At 39.1% G+C, this 17,506-nt stretch carries 16 protein-coding genes; 12 read left to right on the plus strand and 4 right to left on the minus strand.

The features are described from left to right. Nucleotides 1-32 precede the first annotated feature (32 nt). The 3 genes from HA632_RS08560 to HA632_RS08570 form a co-directional block, all read right to left on the minus strand. A complete protein-coding gene (locus HA632_RS08560) occupies nt 33-578 on the minus strand; it encodes a CopD family protein (protein WP_176306771.1) in 546 nt (181 codons plus the stop codon). Nucleotides 579-648: 70 nt separating this feature from the next. After that, nucleotides 649-1,662, minus strand: a complete 1,014-nt coding sequence (hemH, locus tag HA632_RS08565) for a ferrochelatase (protein WP_176306772.1) — start codon at nt 1,660-1,662, stop codon at nt 649-651. Nucleotides 1,663-1,762: 100 nt separating this feature from the next. Next, nucleotides 1,763-2,635, minus strand: a complete 873-nt coding sequence (locus tag HA632_RS08570; RefSeq protein ID WP_176306773.1) for an AraC family transcriptional regulator — start codon at nt 2,633-2,635, stop codon at nt 1,763-1,765. 228 nt (nt 2,636-2,863) lie between these two features. Between HA632_RS08570 and hemA the strand changes: the two genes are divergently transcribed. From hemA to HA632_RS08615, 9 genes are all read left to right on the plus strand, one after another. Continuing rightward, nucleotides 2,864-4,123 carry a glutamyl-tRNA reductase gene (gene hemA / locus HA632_RS08575; protein WP_176306774.1) on the plus strand — a complete coding sequence of 420 codons (1,260 nt, stop codon included), beginning with the start codon at nt 2,864-2,866 and terminating at the stop codon, nt 4,121-4,123. A gap of 49 nt (nt 4,124-4,172) precedes the next feature. Then, a complete protein-coding gene (hemC, locus tag HA632_RS08580; protein WP_176306775.1) occupies nt 4,173-5,105 on the plus strand; it encodes a hydroxymethylbilane synthase in 933 nt (310 codons plus the stop codon). 1 nt (nt 5,106) lies between these two features. Beyond that, the gene (locus tag HA632_RS08585; RefSeq protein ID WP_176306776.1) at nt 5,107-5,778 is read left to right on the plus strand and encodes a uroporphyrinogen-III synthase; all 672 of its coding nucleotides are present in this window, start codon (nt 5,107-5,109) and stop codon (nt 5,776-5,778) included. Nucleotides 5,779-5,807: 29 nt separating this feature from the next. Beyond that, nucleotides 5,808-6,833, plus strand: coding sequence for a uroporphyrinogen decarboxylase (gene hemE, locus HA632_RS08590; protein WP_176306777.1), 1,026 nt, complete (start codon nt 5,808-5,810; stop codon nt 6,831-6,833). A gap of 72 nt (nt 6,834-6,905) precedes the next feature. Continuing rightward, a complete protein-coding gene (gene hemF / locus HA632_RS08595; protein WP_176306778.1) occupies nt 6,906-7,808 on the plus strand; it encodes an oxygen-dependent coproporphyrinogen oxidase in 903 nt (300 codons plus the stop codon). A gap of 54 nt (nt 7,809-7,862) precedes the next feature. After that, nucleotides 7,863-8,858 (plus strand): porphobilinogen synthase, encoded by a 996-nt coding sequence (hemB, locus tag HA632_RS08600; protein ID WP_176306779.1) that lies wholly within the window; start codon nt 7,863-7,865, stop codon nt 8,856-8,858. Between the two features lie 175 nt (nt 8,859-9,033). After that, complete coding sequence (locus HA632_RS08605) at nt 9,034-9,408, plus strand: c-type cytochrome (RefSeq protein WP_176306780.1); 375 nt, start codon at nt 9,034-9,036, stop codon at nt 9,406-9,408. A 68-nt stretch (nt 9,409-9,476) separates the two neighbouring features. Further along, nucleotides 9,477-9,947 carry a methylated-DNA--[protein]-cysteine S-methyltransferase gene (locus HA632_RS08610; RefSeq protein ID WP_176306781.1) on the plus strand — a complete coding sequence of 157 codons (471 nt, stop codon included), beginning with the start codon at nt 9,477-9,479 and terminating at the stop codon, nt 9,945-9,947. Between the two features lie 66 nt (nt 9,948-10,013). Then, on the plus strand, nt 10,014-10,727 hold the full coding sequence (locus tag HA632_RS08615) for a 3'-5' exonuclease (RefSeq protein ID WP_176306782.1): 714 nt from the start codon (nt 10,014-10,016) through the stop codon (nt 10,725-10,727). A 46-nt stretch (nt 10,728-10,773) separates the two neighbouring features. Here the strand turns inward: HA632_RS08615 and HA632_RS08620 are convergent, their stop codons facing one another. Further along, nucleotides 10,774-13,716: a S8 family serine peptidase gene (locus tag HA632_RS08620; RefSeq protein WP_176306783.1), complete on the minus strand. Its 2,943-nt coding sequence runs from the start codon at nt 13,714-13,716 to the stop codon at nt 10,774-10,776. A gap of 234 nt (nt 13,717-13,950) precedes the next feature. On the opposite strand from HA632_RS08620, the gene HA632_RS08625 reads away from it, so the two are divergent. The 3 genes from HA632_RS08625 to HA632_RS08635 all read left to right on the plus strand — a co-directional run bounded on the left by HA632_RS08625 (nt 13,951) and on the right by HA632_RS08635 (nt 17,481). After that, nucleotides 13,951-15,390: a nucleoside recognition domain-containing protein gene (locus tag HA632_RS08625; RefSeq protein ID WP_176306784.1), complete on the plus strand. Its 1,440-nt coding sequence runs from the start codon at nt 13,951-13,953 to the stop codon at nt 15,388-15,390. A gap of 91 nt (nt 15,391-15,481) precedes the next feature. After that, nucleotides 15,482-17,083, plus strand: coding sequence for a fumarate hydratase (locus HA632_RS08630; RefSeq protein WP_176306785.1), 1,602 nt, complete (start codon nt 15,482-15,484; stop codon nt 17,081-17,083). Further along, the gene (locus HA632_RS08635; protein ID WP_228778763.1) at nt 17,083-17,481 is read left to right on the plus strand and encodes a hypothetical protein; all 399 of its coding nucleotides are present in this window, start codon (nt 17,083-17,085) and stop codon (nt 17,479-17,481) included. Before HA632_RS08630 ends, HA632_RS08635 begins: the two co-directional genes overlap by 1 nt. Nucleotides 17,482-17,506 lie beyond the last annotated feature (25 nt).

The raw sequence follows: 17,506 nt of genomic DNA on the forward strand, positions 1-17,506 counted from the left end.
TAGCATAGTGTTCTGTGTTCAGTTGGCAGTATTCAGCTTTTGTTTTTGGCCCGAATCCTTTTATAAAATTTAAAGCCCAGCATGATTAACACCGAAAATAAAACGATACCGATCACACCGAAAATCCAGTTGAAAGCGTTCTTTAAAATTACTAAAAAAACTACGGCAAACAAGATAATCGTAGCGCCTTCATTCCACAATCGCATAAAGTTGGAGCTGTACTTAAATTCGTCGTTTTGCAACTGATTATATATTTGATGGCATTTGAAATGATAGGCAAACAATAAAACCACGAAACCCAATTTCACTTGCATCCAAGGCATTTGCAACCATTCCGGCATTAAATGCAACAACCACAACGCAAATATCGTTGCCAAAACCGCACTCGGCCAAGTGATGATGTACCACAAGCGATAAGTCATGATTTTGTATTGCTTTAGCAAAATCTCTTTCTCCGGCGAAGGCTTGTCGTTGGCTTCAATTTGGTATACAAACAAGCGAACAATATAAAACAAACCCGCAAACCAAGTGATGACAAAGATGAGGTGCAAAGATTTTATGTAATTGTAGAGTTCCATTTACTTAATATATAAACCTCAGATTCTCAAATTATATTTTAATCTGCGAATCTGCGGTAATTTCTCGATTTTATTTACTCCAATCCTTAACCCAATTCGCCACCACTTGACACCATTCGTCTTCATCGTTTAAACAAGGCACGGCAAAGAATTCTTCACCACCGTTTTCTTTAAATTCTTCATTGGCGCGCATGGCAATTTCTTCCAAAGTTTCCAAGCAATCTGAAACGAACGCCGGTGTAACTACGGCTAATTTTTTAATGCCTTTAGCGGGCATTTTATTGATTTCAACATCGGTGTAAGGCGTTAACCATTTGTCTCCGGCCAAACGCGATTGGAAGGTTTGACTGTATTTGCCTTCCGGAATGCCTAATAGTTCAACCACCTGTCTGGTCGTTTCATAACATTGGTGGCGATAACAAAATTCATGTGCCGGCGAAGCTGTTACACAACATTTATTGTCAATAGTACAATGAGATTTGGTCACATCGGTTTTGCGAATGTGACGTTTCGGAATTCCGTGATACGAAAACAATAAGTGATCGTATTCAAATCCTTCCAAATGTTTCTTAATGGAATGGGCCAAAGTTTTGATAAAGTCCGGTTTGTTGTAAAAAGCCGGCACTTTCGTGATGCTCATTTCCGGAAAATGTTTTTGCTGCAATTCATCGGCTAAAGCCCAAATTGTAGTGGTTGAAGCCATCGCATATTGTGGATACAAAGCCAACAACATGACTTCGGTCACGCCTTTGTCTTTTAATTCCTGTAAGCCTTTTTGCATGGTCATTGTACCGTAACGCATCGCTAAAGCCACCGGAACATCAACGAGTTTTTCGACTTTTTGGTGCATTTTTTTGGAGAAAACAATCAGTGGTGAACCTTCATCGGTCCAGATTTGGCTGTAAGCTTCAGCCGATTTTTTAGGTCGGGTTTGTAAAATAATTCCGCGCACTAAAAGTGCTCTCAATAAAAATGGGACGTCGATAACGTATTTGTCCATTAAAAATTCATCTAAATACGGCTTTACGTCTTTGGCAGTTGGACTTTCGGGCGAACCGAGATTGACTAATAATACTCCTTTCATTTTGGCAATTTTAATTTGGTTAAAAGTAATGAAACTTCTTTTTTGGCTTAGTTTTAAATTTATTTTTTGTTAATGGTTTGATATACGAAATCAATAGCTTTTAGGTATTGGCATTCAAACTCATTAAATATTTTTTGGGCGTGGTGGCAAATTTCTTTTTGAAGGCGGCAATAAAATGACTTCCGGTGCTGTAGCCTATTTTTAAACCAACTTCATTTACATTGTACGAACCGGAATCCAACAACTGTCGCGCGTAATCCATTTTGTAATCGAATAGGAAGCCATAAACGGTATCGCCGTAAATTTGCTTGAAACCCATTTTTAGTTTTTTCAAACTCAAACCCACTTGTTCCGAAAGTTCTTCCAATCCAGGAGGTTCGGCCATGTTGGCTATCATGATTTCTTTGGCTTTTTTGATTTTCATTACATTGTCTTCGTCAATCAGGAATGGACATTGCTCAGCATTCGGGTCTTCATTTCGGTTGAAATACAAACTCAGTAATTCGTAACCCTTTCCTTTGTAATACAGGTTTTTGATAGACGGATTTAGCGAATAATGAAACATCTGACTCAAAACAATCGCCATTGACGGACTGATATTCTCTTCTTTATAATATTTTTTGTCGTTGTTCTCCGGACTCAAGAACGGAATATGGTCGGATTGATTGGTAAACAAAGAATGGAACTTTTGGATGGAAATGATGACCGAAATGACCCAAGAATTAGGAGCCAATTCTAAATCCAATGGCAGTTCTTTTTGCGGATTATAGAACAACAATGATTTTTCTTCTTTCAAGTCTAAAGCATAATTTCCCTGATTGAAGACAAATTTTGCTTTGCCTTTGATGCCAAAGTGAAATTGGATAAGCCCTTGACTGATGTGCCTTTTCACATGAAAATTGTCATTTCCGTCGTTTTGAAAACGAATTAAAGTAAAATCATTTTCAATTGTTATTATTTCTTGAGAACCCATAGCGACATTTTTTCGTATATGATTTCGAAAGCAAGTGAAATTCTTATTTAGAATGAATCTACATAAAGAAGTTGTCAAGACTTGATTTCATTGCAAATTTATGATAAATAACGCTAAAAAGATATTTAGCAATCAAAATATCTCACAGCGACACAAAAAGTCCCTACAGCGTTATTTTTATAAAATGGTTAGTAATATTTTTGTTGAACTTTTTAAGGAAAGTAGTCTATGGAAAATTTTAATATGTCGAAACATACCTCTTTTTACGCCGTTGGATTAAGTTATAAAAAAGCAGATGCTGAAATCAGAGGAAAGTTCAGTTTGGATGCCAAAGCCAAATCAACTTTGTTGATGCAAGCCGAAGCCGAAGGAATCGAAGCCTTAATCGTTACATCTACTTGTAACCGAACTGAAATATACGGTTTTGCCAATCATCCTTACGAGTTAATCAAATTACTTTGTGAAAACAGCCAAGGTTCAGTTCCCGAATTTCAGGAAGTGGCCTACATCTATAAAAACCAAGAAGCAATCAATCACATGTTCCGCGTTGGAACCGGTTTGGATAGCCAAATCTTAGGTGATTTCGAAATTATCAGCCAAATTAAATCTGCTTTTGTAGAAAGTAAATCAAATGGTTTGGTCAATGCTTTCTTGGAAAGACTGGTGAATTCTGTAATTCAAGCCAGTAAAAAAATCAAAACCGATACCGATATTTCTACCGGAGCCACTTCGGTTTCTTTTGCCTCAGTACAATATATTATCAGAAACGTAGAAGATATTGCCAATAAAAATATCCTACTTTTCGGAACAGGAAAAATTGGCCGCAATACCTGCGAAAACTTGGTCAAGCATACCAAACACGAGCAAATTACTTTAATCAATCGTACCAAAGACAAAGCCGAAAGATTGGCTCAAAAATTAGATTTAGTGGTTAAGGATTATGCCGATTTACAATTAGAACTGCAAAAAGCAGACGTAGTGATTGTCGCTACAGGCGCTCAAAACCCTACGATTGATAAAACGATATTGAATCTGAAAAAACCATTGTTGATTTTGGATTTATCCATCCCGAAAAATGTTCACGAAAACGTTCAGGAAATTGACGGTGTGACATTGATTCACCTAGACCATCTTTCTCAAATTACAGACGAAACGCTGGAAAACAGAAAACTACACATTCCGGCAGCCGAAGCGATTATTGAAGAAATCAAAGAAGAGTTTATGGCTTGGGCCAAAAACAGAAAGTTTGCTCCGACGATTCAAGCGTTAAAAGAAAAATTAAATTCTATCAAAGAAGGCGAATTGAATGTGCAACGCAAAAAATTATCCAATTTTGATGAAGAACAGGCCGAACTAATCAGCAACCGCATCATTCAAAAAATCACCAATCATTTTGTAAATCACTTGAAAGACGGCGATTCTATGGACGAAGGCATCGAATGGATTGAAAAGGTATTTCAGTTGGATCAGGAAAAATCATTTTTTTAAAACTTTGCGTCTCTGAGACTTTGCGAGAAAAATAAAACCAACACACAAAGTGATAGAAAAAACAATCAGAATAGGAACTCGCGATAGCGAACTCGCACTTTGGCAAGCGCATACGGTTCAAAAAAAACTCAACGATTTAGGCTATAAAACAGAAATTGTTGCGGTAAAATCTCAAGGTGATATTATCCTCGACAAACCTTTATACGAACTGGGAATTACCGGAATTTTCACCAAAACTTTAGACATTGCTATGATTAATGGCGAAGTGGATATTGCGGTACATTCTATGAAAGATGTGCCAACGGCATTACCTATCGGCATTGTACAAGCAGCCGTTTTGGAAAGAGCGAATGTATTAGATATTTTAGTTCACAAAGGCAATCTTGATTTTCTGAACGGGAACGGAACTATAGCTACCGGAAGTTTACGCCGTCAGGCACAATGGCTGAATAAATACCCAAATCACACCGTTACTGATTTACGAGGAAATGTAAATACACGCATGCAAAAGTTGAAAGATAACGACTGGAGCGGAGCTGTCTTTGCCGCCGCAGGTTTGGAACGAATCAATTTAAAACCGGAAACTTTTATCAATTTAGATTGGATGATTCCGGCACCGGCGCAAGGCGCAATGGTTGTGGTGGCGATGGGCAATGATAATTATACCATTGATGCGGTTTCACAATTGAATGACATTGAAACCGAAATTTGTACCTATATAGAAAGACAGTTTTTAAGAACGTTGGAAGGCGGTTGTACCGCGCCAATCGGTGCTTTAGCCAAATACAATCAGCACGATGATACGATAGAATTTCAGGGTTGTCTGCTTTCACTTGACGGAAAACAAAAATTCGAAATCAAGAAAGCAGTTGATATTTCGGAGTGGAAAAAATTAGGCTTTCATTCAGCCCAAGAAATACTGGAAAATGGAGGAAGTGAATTGATGACTGAAATCAAAAAACAGCTTAAACCAAAAGTATAAAATGGAAAATCAGATTCGCATATTATCAACCAAAAAGCTTTTAGAAAACCAAAAGCAATTGTTGTTGAGTGCGAATTTCGCTGTCGAGGAAGCTGATTTTATCAATGTCGTGAATAAACATTTTGAAATTAAAAGAATCAACGATTTTCTGATTTTCACCAGTCAAAATGCAGTGGAAAGCGTTTTAGAAAATAAAAAGATAGCCGAAATAAAAACCCGAAAATGTTTTTGCGTAGGCGAAAAAACCAGAGCATTATTGGAACAAAATGGCTTTGAAGTCATTGTAAGTTCGGATTACGCTTCGGAATTGGCTTCGATTATTTGTAACCAATATTTTAAAAGCAGTTTTACGTTCTTTTGCGGAAACTTGAGAAGAGACATTTTGCCTGATTCACTCACTTTGGCTGAAGTGGTTTTTGAAGAAGTTGAAGTTTATGAAACGGTTTTAACGCCTCATAAAGCAAATGAAAATCTTAACGGGATTTTGTTTTTTAGTCCTTCAGGCGTACAAAGTTTTTTGAAAATGAATGTCCTTCAGGACGAAATTTGTTTTTGTATCGGCGGTACGACGGCAAAAAGTTTGAGAAGTATTACCAAGAAAGTTGTAATAGCCAATCAGCCAACAATTGAAAGTACCCTTATAAAAAGTATAGAATTTTTTAATAAAATATAGTTAGCAAAGGCTAACCCAAAACCTAAAATATGATTAAAAACGATTTATTCCTTCGCGCTTTAAACAATGAAACTGTAGAACGTCCACCGGTTTGGATGATGCGTCAAGCGGGAAGATATTTACCCGAATTCAGAGCCTTGCGCGACAAATACGATTTCTTCACCCGTTGCGAAACTCCGGAACTAGCCGCAGAAATCACCGTACAACCGATCAGAATTGTAAAACCCGATGCAGCAATTTTGTTTTCGGATATTTTGGTTGTACCCAGAGCAATGGGAATTCACGTGGAGTTGAAAGACAATTTGGGACCCATAATTCCAAATCCAATCAGAACGATGGAACAAGTGAATCAAGTCTATGTTCCGGATGTACATGAAACGTTAGGCTACGTTTTTGATGCTATCAAACTAACCAAAGAAATGTTGAACGATGAGGTGCCATTGATTGGTTTCGCCGGTTCACCATGGACGATTTTTTGTTACGCAGTAGAAGGAAAAGGCTCGAAAAGTTTCGATACCGCTAAAGGATTTTGTTTTTCAAACCCTGTTGCCGCTCATACTTTATTGCAAAAAATCACCGATACCACCATTTTATATTTAAAAGAAAAAGTAAAAGCCGGTTGTAATGCCATCCAGATTTTCGATTCTTGGGGCGGCATGCTTTCTCCTGTTGATTATAATGAATTCTCTTGGCCATACATCAACCAAATCGTTGAAGCATTAGCCGAAGACACCAAAGTAATCGTATTCGGAAAAGGGTGTTGGTTTGCCTTAAATGATATGGCGAAATCCAAAGCTTCCGCCTTAGGTGTTGACTGGACTTGCTCTGCCAGAAACGCTCGTTATTTATCAGGCGGAAAAATCACTTTACAAGGAAATTTTGACCCTTCAAGATTGCTGTCACCAATTCCGACTATTAAGAAAATGGTACACCAAATGATAGATGAATTCGGGAAAGACAGTTACATCGTAAACTTAGGTCATGGCATTTTACCAAATATTCCGGTCGATCATGCGAAAGCGTTTATTGAAGCGGTGAAAGAATATAAATCATAGTACAAAGTATCAAGTATTAAGTATTAAGATTTTTGTCTTTGTACTTGATACTTAATACTTAATACAACCCACATGAAAGACAAATTCTATCAATACATACTAAACCTCCAAGACCAAATCACTTCTGCCTTAGAAGCGGTTGATGGAGTGGCTAAATTCCGTGAAGACCTATGGAAACGACCGGAAGGCGGCGGTGGAAGAACACGTGTTATCGAAAACGGTCAAGTTTTTGAAAAAGGTGGTGTCAACATTTCAGCCGTTCACGGCAAATTACCCGAAGCGATGCAAAAAATGTTCAACGTAGGCGAAGCCGATTTCTTCGCGTGCGGATTGAGCTTGGTAATTCACCCCAAAAGTCCAATGGTGCCAACGGTTCATGCCAATTGGCGCTATTTCGAAATGTATGACGATAACGGAAAAGTTATCAATTCATGGTTTGGTGGAGGACAAGATTTAACGCCTTATTATTTGTTTGAAGAAGACGCAAAACATTTTCACCAAACGTGCAAAACCGCTTGCGACAAACACAATAAAGAGTTTTATCCAAAGTATAAAAAACAATGCGACGCTTATTTTTGGAATGCCCATAGAAATGAAGCACGAGGTGTAGGCGGGTTGTTCTTCGATTATTGCAAAGAATCAGAATCCATGAAAATGGATGATTGGTACAATTTCGTAACAGAAGTCGGCAATAGTTTCTGTGAAGCGTATGTACCAATTGTAGAAAGAAGAAAAGAATTGCCGTTTTCAGCCGAACAAAAAACCTGGCAGGAAATCCGTCGCGGTCGTTATGTCGAATTCAATTTGGTGCACGACAAAGGCACGTTATTCGGTCTAAAAACCAACGGCAGAATTGAATCGATATTGATGAGTTTACCACCGCATGTGCAATGGGTATACGACCATCATCCTGAGGAAGGAAGCGAAGAAGAAAAATTAATAAACGTATTAGAGAATCCGGTAGAATGGATTTAATAACAAAATTAAATAACGCTGAAGGCTTATTGCTAACAGCTAAAAACTAAAAATATGTTCCCACTACAAAGAGGCAGAAGATTACGCGTGAATGAAAGCATTCGTTCCTTAGTCCGCGAAACGACTTTAAGTCCGGCCGACTTTATGTTCCCAATGTTCATTGCAGAAGGAGAAAACTATAAATTCGAAATCCCATCAATGCCGGGGATTTTCCGTCGCTCCATTGATTTAACGGTAGAAGAAGTAAAAGAACTTTTCGCTTTAGGCATCCGTGCCGTCAACATTTATGTAAAAGTAGATGAAAGCCTAAAAGACAACACCGGCAAAGAAGCCTGGAATCCCAATGGATTGATGCAACGCGCCATTCGCGCCATCAAAACCGCTTGTCCGGAAATGATTGTCATGCCTGATGTAGCTTTAGATCCATATTCTATTTACGGTCACGACGGCATCATCGAAAACGGTGATGTTGCCAACGATGCCACCAACGATGCTTTAGTAAAAATGGCGGTTTCTCATGCGCAAGCCGGAGCCGATTTTGTAGCACCAAGTGATATGATGGATGGACGTGTTTTAAGATTACGTCAAGGTTTAGATGCAGCCGGTTTTCAAAATGTAGGTATTATGAGTTATTCTGCCAAATATGCTTCGGCCTTTTATGGTCCGTTTCGCGATGCCTTGGACAGTGCACCAAGAGAAGCAGATGTAGTCGTTCCCAAAGACAAAAAGACTTACCAAATGGATTACGCCAACCGCCTCGAAGCCATCAAAGAAGCCTTAATGGACGTTGAAGAAGGCGCCGATATGGTCATGGTCAAACCCGGAATTGCGTATTTAGATATCGTTCGCGAAGTCAAGAATGCTGTGAATGTTCCCGTAACGGTTTTCCATGTTTCAGGCGAATATGCCATGATCAAAGCGGCTTCCGAAAGAGGTTGGCTCGATCACGACAAAATCATGATGGAACAATTGATGTGTATCAAGCGTGCCGGTGCCAGTTTGATTTCGACTTATTTTGCCAAAGAAGCCGCGATTTTGTTAAATAAATAGACCGCCGATTCGCTGATTTTTTAATTATTTAAAATTTTTAATCTGCGAATCTGTGGTAAAATTTTTAGAGCGAAAGGTTCGGGATTTATCGGTTGTCCCATTTCCCGCTGTCCGCACTACACGGTAGTTGCTCCCATCGGGGCTAATTAGGATTTGTATTGAATTTTTGTACACTATGAGAAAAATTATATTACTCACTTTTATCATAACCTTCGTCTCTTGTAAAAAAGAAACCGAAGACCATTACGGTCAACCCAAAACGGATCAAACAGCAGTAGCCATTTCCGGTCAGGAATTATTTGAAGGTAAAGGAACGTGCACTGCATGCCATTTACCCGACCAAAAAGTTATCGGACCAAGTATCACCGAAATTGCCAAAATCTACAAAGAAAAGAAAGGCAGCATCGTTAGTTTTCTGAAAGAAGAAAGCGAACCCATCGTTGATCCGAGTCAATACGAAACCATGAAAACCAACTTCGCCATAACAAAACTAATGAGCGACGAAGAACTAAAAGCTTTGGAAGAGTATATCTACAGCTTTTCAAAATAAGTAGTTCGTCAGTTCGAGTGTCCCGATTTTAATCGGGATGTATCGAGAACATTTGTTATCTTTATCTCATGGAAACCGCATTCATCAAAACACCTCTCGGCGTCGCCAAAATTGTTGGCGATGATAATGGTATTGCCGTTATTTCCATTGTAGAAGAAAACGAAGTTTCAGCAACTATTCCCGCGGTTTTGCGAGAAGCAGTTCAACAGCTTCAAGATTATTTTCAAGGAAATCGTAATGATTTTAATTTCAAAATAAATCCTAACGGCACCGAATTCCAACAAAGAGTGTGGCAAGAATTACTCAATATTCCCTTTGGGAAAACCATGTCGTATCTCGACTTATCCAAAAAGTTAGGCGATGTCAAAGCCATTCGCGCCGTAGCTTCCGCTAATGGTAAAAACCCATTATGGATTGTCGTTCCGTGTCATCGCGTGATCGGAACAGATGGTTCTTTAACCGGTTATGCGGGCGGACTTTGGAGAAAAAAATGGCTGTTGGAACACGAAAGCCCTACCGCACAGCAATCACTTTTTTAACTACTTTTCTTTCATATTTAAAATAAATCACTAATTTTAAGTCGGTTAATTCTTAATTTTATTCTTATGATTGAAAAAATCCCATTCAATAACATACTCTTTCTCGATATAGAAACCGTACCCGAAGAAGACAATTTCAATGCTTTGGATGCCGAAATGAAATTGCTTTGGGAGCAAAAAACGCAGTACCAAAGGCGTGATGAATACACACCAGAAGATTTTTATGAACGCGCCGGTATTTGGGCAGAGTTTGGTAAAATTGTTTGTATATCGGTGGGCTATTTTGCCAATAAAAATGACATTAGAAACTTCAGAGTGACTTCCTTTTTTGGCGAAGAGAAAAAGATTCTAAAGGACTTTTCTAACTTGTTAGATACTCATTTCAATGGAGCCCAACATCTTTTATGCGGGCATAATGCCAAGGAATTTGATTTTCCGTTTATCGCCCGCAGAATGATTATCAATCAAATTGCCATTCCGTCCAAGCTGAATTTGTTTGGCAAAAAGCCTTGGGAAATACCACATCTAGATACTTTAGAATTGTGGAAATTTGGTGATTATAAGCATTTCACTTCTTTAAAATTATTGACTAAAATTCTCGGTATTCCTTCTCCAAAAGGCGATATCGACGGCAGCCAAGTCGCCCATGTTTTTTACGTTGAAAAAGACATTGACCGAATCGTAACTTATTGTGAAAAAGATGTTATTGCCGTGGCTCAAATCTTTCTCCGATTGCGCAGAGAAGATTTACTCATTGAGGATGAAATATTACACGTATAAAAAAAGAGGTCATGACGACCTCTTTTTTTTGTTATTCTTTATCTGATTAGTTTCTTTTCAAAACTATTTTCTTAGTAACAGAATCTTGTTCGTTAGCGATATTCACAAGGTATACACCGTCTTGAAGATTTTCTATCCCAAAAGAAGTTAGCACTTGATTGGTTTCTTTGGTCATAATGGCTCTTCCTTGTAGGTCATACAAAGTAATGGTTGTTTTTTCACTTAAAGAAGGAATGGCAACGTTTACAATACCCTGCGTTGGGTTGGGATACACACTGCTGCTTTGTAACGGGTTGTCTGCTATAGTCAACAAAGCAGGAACTACCCGGCAGATGTCAATACTAAAATTATTGATAGCACCACCGTCTTCATTATAAGGGTCAATTACGCGTAATGTCCAAACGCCGTCCGCCGGCAAGTTATTCAATACGCTTAAACTATTCAACGGAGCTATGTTCCCGCTTATCGCAGGATTACCTACACAACTTGGAAAGCCTCCGGCATCATCATAAATACAATTGATGTTGTCTTCACCGGCACAAGCTTCTTCTTGAAGAATGATAATCGGGCTTCCAATAGCAGCCGGACCTTCCAAAGTAATCGTCATATCTTGTACCCAAGTGTGAGAAATAAACACATTAACATTAATATCACCAATAGAATAGCCACCGGTTATGGTTACCGGAACAGATGCTTCGGAGTTGGCCACACTGGCAATAACAGCATTACTGTAATTTGACGCCGGAAAGTTGGCGTCACAAATCAAGTTACCGGTTGCAAAATTATTAACAGGCGCAGCAGTAATAGCCACTGTTCCACAATTGTTCATTGGAATTACTCTCCAATAATAGCGTGTTGCCTCATTCAATCCAGAAATGGTATAAGAGTTGGTGCTTACGTAGTCTTCGGTTATTAAGCTGGAAAAGTCGCTAAATCGGGAAACTTGAACATGATAAGTTAACGCATTAGCCTGAGCAGCCCAATTAAAAGTTACAGTGGTAGATAAACCCTCTTGTCCATTGGTTGGTGATTGTACAGCAATAGGCTGAAAAGTACCGCTGTAAACACGAAGCGTTTTATATCGGGCTTCGGTCTCAGTACCATTTGAGCCAAGAACTCCAATAAAGTATTCTCCGGGTGATACGTTAGACAATCCTGTGATGGTCATGGTAACAATCCCGTTAGCACTTAATGAACTTGGAGAGAAAGTAGCATTAGCACCAGTTGGTAATCCTAAAGCAGAAAAAGTGGTTGTTCCTGCACCCGATTGAGCGTAGTTAAAAGTATAAGTGGCATTTTGTGTTGAACAAACCGTAACATCTGCAGAACTAGGGTTTAAAGAAAAAGCAGAATTAATACCGGTAACCACCAGAGAGAATTTTTGACCGCCTGTGACCAATGTGCCTTTGTGGGTTACCGTAATGGTATACTCACCTGCAGTTGGGGCATCTATTTTGATTAGCTCTACATTATCCACATTGTTATCCCCGGAACGGATAGCGGGATTTGCGGGATTTGTCGTTAATCTCCATGGGTAGTAAGTATTCCCGTTACGGGTAATTCTAATATCTAAATCATTGACTAAAGCAGGAGTTGGATCATTTGGGCCATTGGCACCGGAATTGACTGCTCCGGGCAAATCAGTCCACGTAATTGAGGCTATCAAAGGAGTTGAACCATTTGAATTAACAGTCATAGTATAACTTTGATTGTTGTTGATGTTTTCTTCCGATACCCAAGAAGTTAAGCCGTTATTGGTTAGGGTTTCAGCTGCTTTTTTGGCATTTAACAATCCCCAACCAAATTTAGCATCAGGGCCAACCAATCCTGCATCATCTGCTGTATGACAAGCCAAACCTTTTAGGGTAGCGGCACGCATAAAATTCGTAGTCAAATTTCGATAGTGCTGTTGTAATAAAATTAAAGTTCCGGCTACGTTGGGAGAGGCCATTGAAGTTCCTGACATAGTAGCTGTACCGGTATTACTGGAATTACTGGTTGAGGTTAAATTCGTTCCGTTTCCGGTGATATCCGGTTTTATACGTAGGTCGTCTGAAGGACCTTGACTACTGGATCCATTGATTGAGATATTACCGGTTACAGTTCCGTCAGTTCCAACAGAAACATCTAAAGAGTTGGCTACAACCAAATTGTTTTTTGCGGTTTTATCTCCTACCAGTTTATCATATCCTAAAGCTATGGGATCCTCATTATTGTTATTACCGCCATCGTTACCGGCAGACATTACCGCCAAATAATAGGGAGCGTTGTATGCTGCTTCATCCCATTCATAAGCGCCATAGGTGTAAGAACCAATATACCAAGAAGGCAATGTGCTGGTACCGCTTGTTATTGGAGTTCCATAGGAGTGATTCGAAATCAACATTCCCATTTGTGCTTCTGAAATGGCTTCTCCTAAATCTTCATTCCAATCAAAAGTTCGGGCAAATGCTTCAGGCGCCATTCCTTTAACGGCAGCCGGATTGGCGCTTGCCACCATAGTTCCCGCCACGTGGGTGGCATGATTAGCGGTTCCGGTACTGGAATTGTCAGCGACAGTTACTCTTCCGCCAAAGGCTGTGTGAGAGGCTCTTACATTTCCACCGTCCCAAACCCTTACGGTCATTCCTTGTCCATTAAGGTTTAATCCCATAGAACCGGTACTATTCAGAAAACTGGCACGGGTAGCAAGGGCGGCATTTACGTTGTGAGTTGAATAATATATAGGAAAACCATCAGGTGTTAGCTTCATTATCTCTAGGATAGAGCCATCCTCTTTTTCAACATAGACAGGCCATCCTTTGGCTACTGCTGTGGCTATTGCTTTCTGTTTTTCAACGTTGGCTTTTTTTCTGTAATAAGCTTCTCTTTCTTTAAGCTTTGCCATGTCATAATCAGCTGTGATTTTTTTAATTTCTTCCTGTGACTGGCCAAATACGGAACATGAAACAAAAATGATTAAAACTAGTAGTAAATAGTTCTTTTTCATAATTTTTTTAAAGAATAATTAGTGTGTTGTTTTCAAGTTTTGCAAATATATAAATCTTAACTTATGATGGTTGTTTTATTGTTAAATAATCATTATTTTTTAATAATTGTTCAACAGAAGTCAAAAAGTATTACAATACAGCGGGGTTTTTTATAAAAAATTTATTTCAAACCTTCAACAAAAATTTATTTCTGTCCAAAATAGAGAAATAGTATATTTACCAAAAAACAGATTATGGTTTTAAGTAGATTTTGGCTCGCTATTTTTATTTCATCTATTGTCTTTGTAGTGTTTAGTTTAGTTACGTCTAACAGCTATTCGGTGGATTTTATTTTGAACGGAAAAAAAGACGATCCTATCTTAATTTCGGAAAAGTACCTCAATCAAGTGCCTAAGTTTGTCATGGACAGCATTGAAAAAGCACCCGAACAAACCATGGTAATCAATCGCGATACCCTCAATGCCGATACTACTTATGTCTATAAAAGTAAAACGGTAAAAATATACAGCGGTGTTCAAAAATCCGATGGTTTGTTGCCCACATGTAAAAACAGTTTGCTCGATTTGATATTGCCGTTGATTGCTTATTTGGCTTTCTTTTGCGGGTTGATGGAGCTTTTAATTATTTCAGGTGCTGCCGAAAAATTGGCCAGAAGACTCAGCCCAATGTTTGCCAAAGTTTTCCCGTCCATTCCCAAAAACCACGAGTCTATATCGTATATGACGTTGAATTTTGCCGCTAACTTTTTAGGGTTAGACTCTGCTGCCACACCGTTTGGCTTAAAAGCCATGCAAAGTTTACAGGAAATCAATCCCGAAAAAGACAAAGCCAGCGATGCCCAAATCATGTTCATGTGTTTGCACGCCGCCGGATTAACTTTGATTCCAACTTCCATCATAGGATACCGTGCTGCTGAAAATGCCGCCAATCCAGCGGATGTGATGTTGCCGTGTATTATCACCTCATTTATCGGAACGATTGCGGCCTTTTTAATTGTAGGCATTCGCCAAAAAATCAATTTCAAAAGCGCATCATTATTGGTCGCGTTGATGACTATTATTGGTGCTATTGTCGGATTGTTGTTTTATGTTAATGGTTTGGATTTGATTGGTAAAAATGCCTTCACTTCTAATTTGTCCGGATTGATGTTGGTGGCCATTATCGCGTTTACCCTAATCTTTTCTTTTGTCAATGAGAAAAAGTTTGTCGCCAAAGACACAACCATTTTTGATACTTTCGTAACCGGAGCCAACAATGGTCTGCAAACCGGCGTAAAGATTTTCCCTTATGTAATGGGAATGTTGGTGGCCATTTCTTTTTTCAGAAACAGTGGGTTGTTTGAAATCATCAGCAACTGGATTTCATTTGCTTTTTCGAATATTGGCGTGAGCAAACAAGTCACCGATTCGTTACCGGTTGCGATGCTCCGACCATTCAGCTCAGGCGGTTCACGCGGATTTATGATTGATTCCATGCGTAATTTTGGCCCTGATTCTTTCACCGGCCGACTGAGTTGTATTTTCCAATGCAGTGCTGAAACTACGTTCTATGTGATTGCGGTGTACTTTGGAAGTATTAATGTGAAAAACACTCGTTACACGCTCGGCACTATGCTCTTGGTGGATTTAATCTGTGTGATTACGGCGATTTTTGTGGCAAGCTGGTTTTTTTAAGAAATGATTTGGTGTACATTAATTTAGCAACTATTTCATTTCAGCACTCATGCACTTTGCTTAACTTTGCCGTTTAAAATAACACACTAAAATGGACTTTATATACCAAGATCCGTATCCTATTCTCAAAGACGATACGCAATACAAAAAACTTACTTCCGATTACGTAAAAACAGAACAATTAGGCGACAGAGAAATCCTCACCGTTGACCCGAAAGGCTTGGAGCTTTTGGCCCAAGAAGCGATGATTGATGTTTCGTTTATGTTGCGCAAGGCTCATTTGCAAAAATTGCAAAACATTCTTAACGATCCGGAAGCCACAGACAACGACCGATTCGTAGCGTATAATTTATTGCAAAATGCAGCGGTGGCTGTAGAAGGAGAATTGCCTTCTTGCCAAGATACCGGAACAGCCATCGTGATGGCGAAAAAAGGAGAGAATGTGTATACCGGAGTTGATGATGCCGAATGGTTATCTAAAGGAATTTTCAATTCGTACCAAATCAAAAATCTGCGTTATTCCCAAATTGTTCCGATTTCGATGTTTGAAGAAAAAAATTCAGGTTCTAATTTGCCGGCACAGATTGATATTTATGCGAAAAAGGGAGCAAGCTACGAGTTTTTATTCTTAGCCAAAGGTGGCGGAAGCGCGAATAAAACGTTCTTATACCAAAAAACAAAATCCCTTTTAAACGAAAAATCCTTAGACGAATTCATTCGCGAGAAGATAAAAGATTTAGGAACATCAGCTTGTCCGCCGTATCACTTGGCTTTAGTGATTGGAGGAACATCTGCGGAAGCCAATTTAGCAGCAGTGAAAAAAGCCTCAGCCGGTTATTATGATAATTTACCAACTTCCGGAAACATGTCGGGACAAGCGTTTCGCGATTTAGAATGGGAAAAAAAGGTACTGCAAATTTGCCAAGAAAGTGCCATCGGCGCTCAGTTTGGCGGAAAGTATTTTGCTCATGATGTACGCGTCATTCGTTTGCCGAGACATGCTGCATCTTGTCCGGTTGGCTTGGGCGTTTCTTGTTCGGCCGACAGAAATATTAAAGCCAAAATTACCAAAGACGGTATTTTCTTGGAACAATTGGAAACCAATCCGAAACAATTTTTACCGGCAACGCCACCGCATTTGGAAGCACCGGTTGAAATTGATTTGAACCGACCGATGAGTGAGATTTTAGCCGAGTTGACCAAGTATCCTATCAAAACCCGATTGAAACTCAACGGAACGGTAATCGTAGCCCGTGATATAGCGCATGCCAAAATCAAAGAATTACTCGATGCCGGAAAACCAATGCCGGAGTATTTCAAAAACCATCCGGTGTATTATGCCGGACCAGCCAAAACACCGGAAGGCATGCCATCGGGAAGTTTTGGTCCAACCACTGCCGGAAGAATGGACGTTTATGTAGATGAATTCCAAAGCCACGGTGGAAGTATGGTGATGTTAGCCAAAGGAAACCGCAGCAAAGACGTGATGAATGCCTGTAACAAATACGGCGGATTCTATTTGGGTTCTGTTGGCGGACCGGCAGCCATTTTGGCCAAAGAAAACATTTTAAAAGTAGAAGTAGTCGATTTTGAAGAATTGGGAATGGAAGCGGTTCGCAAAATCACCGTAAAAGATTTCCCGGCGTTTATTATAACGGATGATAAAGGGAATGATTTCTTTGCCAATTTATAATGATGCTATTTACAGAAACCTTTAACGAGTTTTACAGTAAAGTAAAAGAAAGTTTGACCGACGGAACGTTTGCCAAATTGACTTTTGCCAAAACCATTGGGAATACCCAATTGATGAACATTTATATCCGTCCAATAATTGAAGCGGAGGATTTACAATTGGAACTCAAATTTAAATTCCAACAAGAAGAAATCGTTGAGTTTTATTCGATAGATGCTGCTTTCGACAGATTGTTGCCGTTTATTAATAATCCGTTTTCATCGGTTATTTTATTTACCACCGAATTTGATTTGGTTTACAAACTCAACAAGAAAAAAACGGTCAGCATTACCGAACAACCACCGACTTTTGGAAATGCGTCACCAATACTATTAGAGTATTTGGACAACAAAAAATAAAGAAATATTTATGCATAAAAAAACC

The sequence above is a fragment of the Flavobacterium sp. J49 genome (genome assembly GCF_011742145.1).
Lineage (GTDB): Bacteria > Bacteroidota > Bacteroidia > Flavobacteriales > Flavobacteriaceae > Flavobacterium.

Excerpts from the sequence above, each read along its gene's own strand:
- HA632_RS08615 (WP_176306782.1), top strand. The coding sequence starts at position 10,014 with ATGATTGAAAAAATCCCATTCAATAACATACTCTTTCTCGATATAGAA.
- HA632_RS08585 (WP_176306776.1), top strand. The coding sequence starts at position 5,107 with ATGGAAAATCAGATTCGCATATTATCAACCAAAAAGCTTTTAGAAAAC.
- HA632_RS08620 (WP_176306783.1), bottom strand. The coding sequence starts at position 13,716 with ATGAAAAAGAACTATTTACTACTAGTTTTAATCATTTTTGTTTCATGT.
- HA632_RS08630 (WP_176306785.1), top strand. The coding sequence starts at position 15,482 with ATGGACTTTATATACCAAGATCCGTATCCTATTCTCAAAGACGATACG.
- hemA (WP_176306774.1), top strand. The coding sequence starts at position 2,864 with ATGGAAAATTTTAATATGTCGAAACATACCTCTTTTTACGCCGTTGGA.
- HA632_RS08610 (WP_176306781.1), top strand. The coding sequence starts at position 9,477 with ATGGAAACCGCATTCATCAAAACACCTCTCGGCGTCGCCAAAATTGTT.
- hemE (WP_176306777.1), top strand. The coding sequence starts at position 5,808 with ATGATTAAAAACGATTTATTCCTTCGCGCTTTAAACAATGAAACTGTA.
- hemB (WP_176306779.1), top strand. The coding sequence starts at position 7,863 with ATGTTCCCACTACAAAGAGGCAGAAGATTACGCGTGAATGAAAGCATT.
- HA632_RS08605 (WP_176306780.1), top strand. The coding sequence starts at position 9,034 with ATGAGAAAAATTATATTACTCACTTTTATCATAACCTTCGTCTCTTGT.
- HA632_RS08570 (WP_176306773.1), bottom strand. The coding sequence starts at position 2,635 with ATGGGTTCTCAAGAAATAATAACAATTGAAAATGATTTTACTTTAATT.
- HA632_RS08635 (WP_228778763.1), top strand. The coding sequence starts at position 17,083 with ATGATGCTATTTACAGAAACCTTTAACGAGTTTTACAGTAAAGTAAAA.
- HA632_RS08625 (WP_176306784.1), top strand. The coding sequence starts at position 13,951 with ATGGTTTTAAGTAGATTTTGGCTCGCTATTTTTATTTCATCTATTGTC.
- hemF (WP_176306778.1), top strand. The coding sequence starts at position 6,906 with ATGAAAGACAAATTCTATCAATACATACTAAACCTCCAAGACCAAATC.
- hemH (WP_176306772.1), bottom strand. The coding sequence starts at position 1,662 with ATGAAAGGAGTATTATTAGTCAATCTCGGTTCGCCCGAAAGTCCAACT.
- HA632_RS08560 (WP_176306771.1), bottom strand. The coding sequence starts at position 578 with ATGGAACTCTACAATTACATAAAATCTTTGCACCTCATCTTTGTCATC.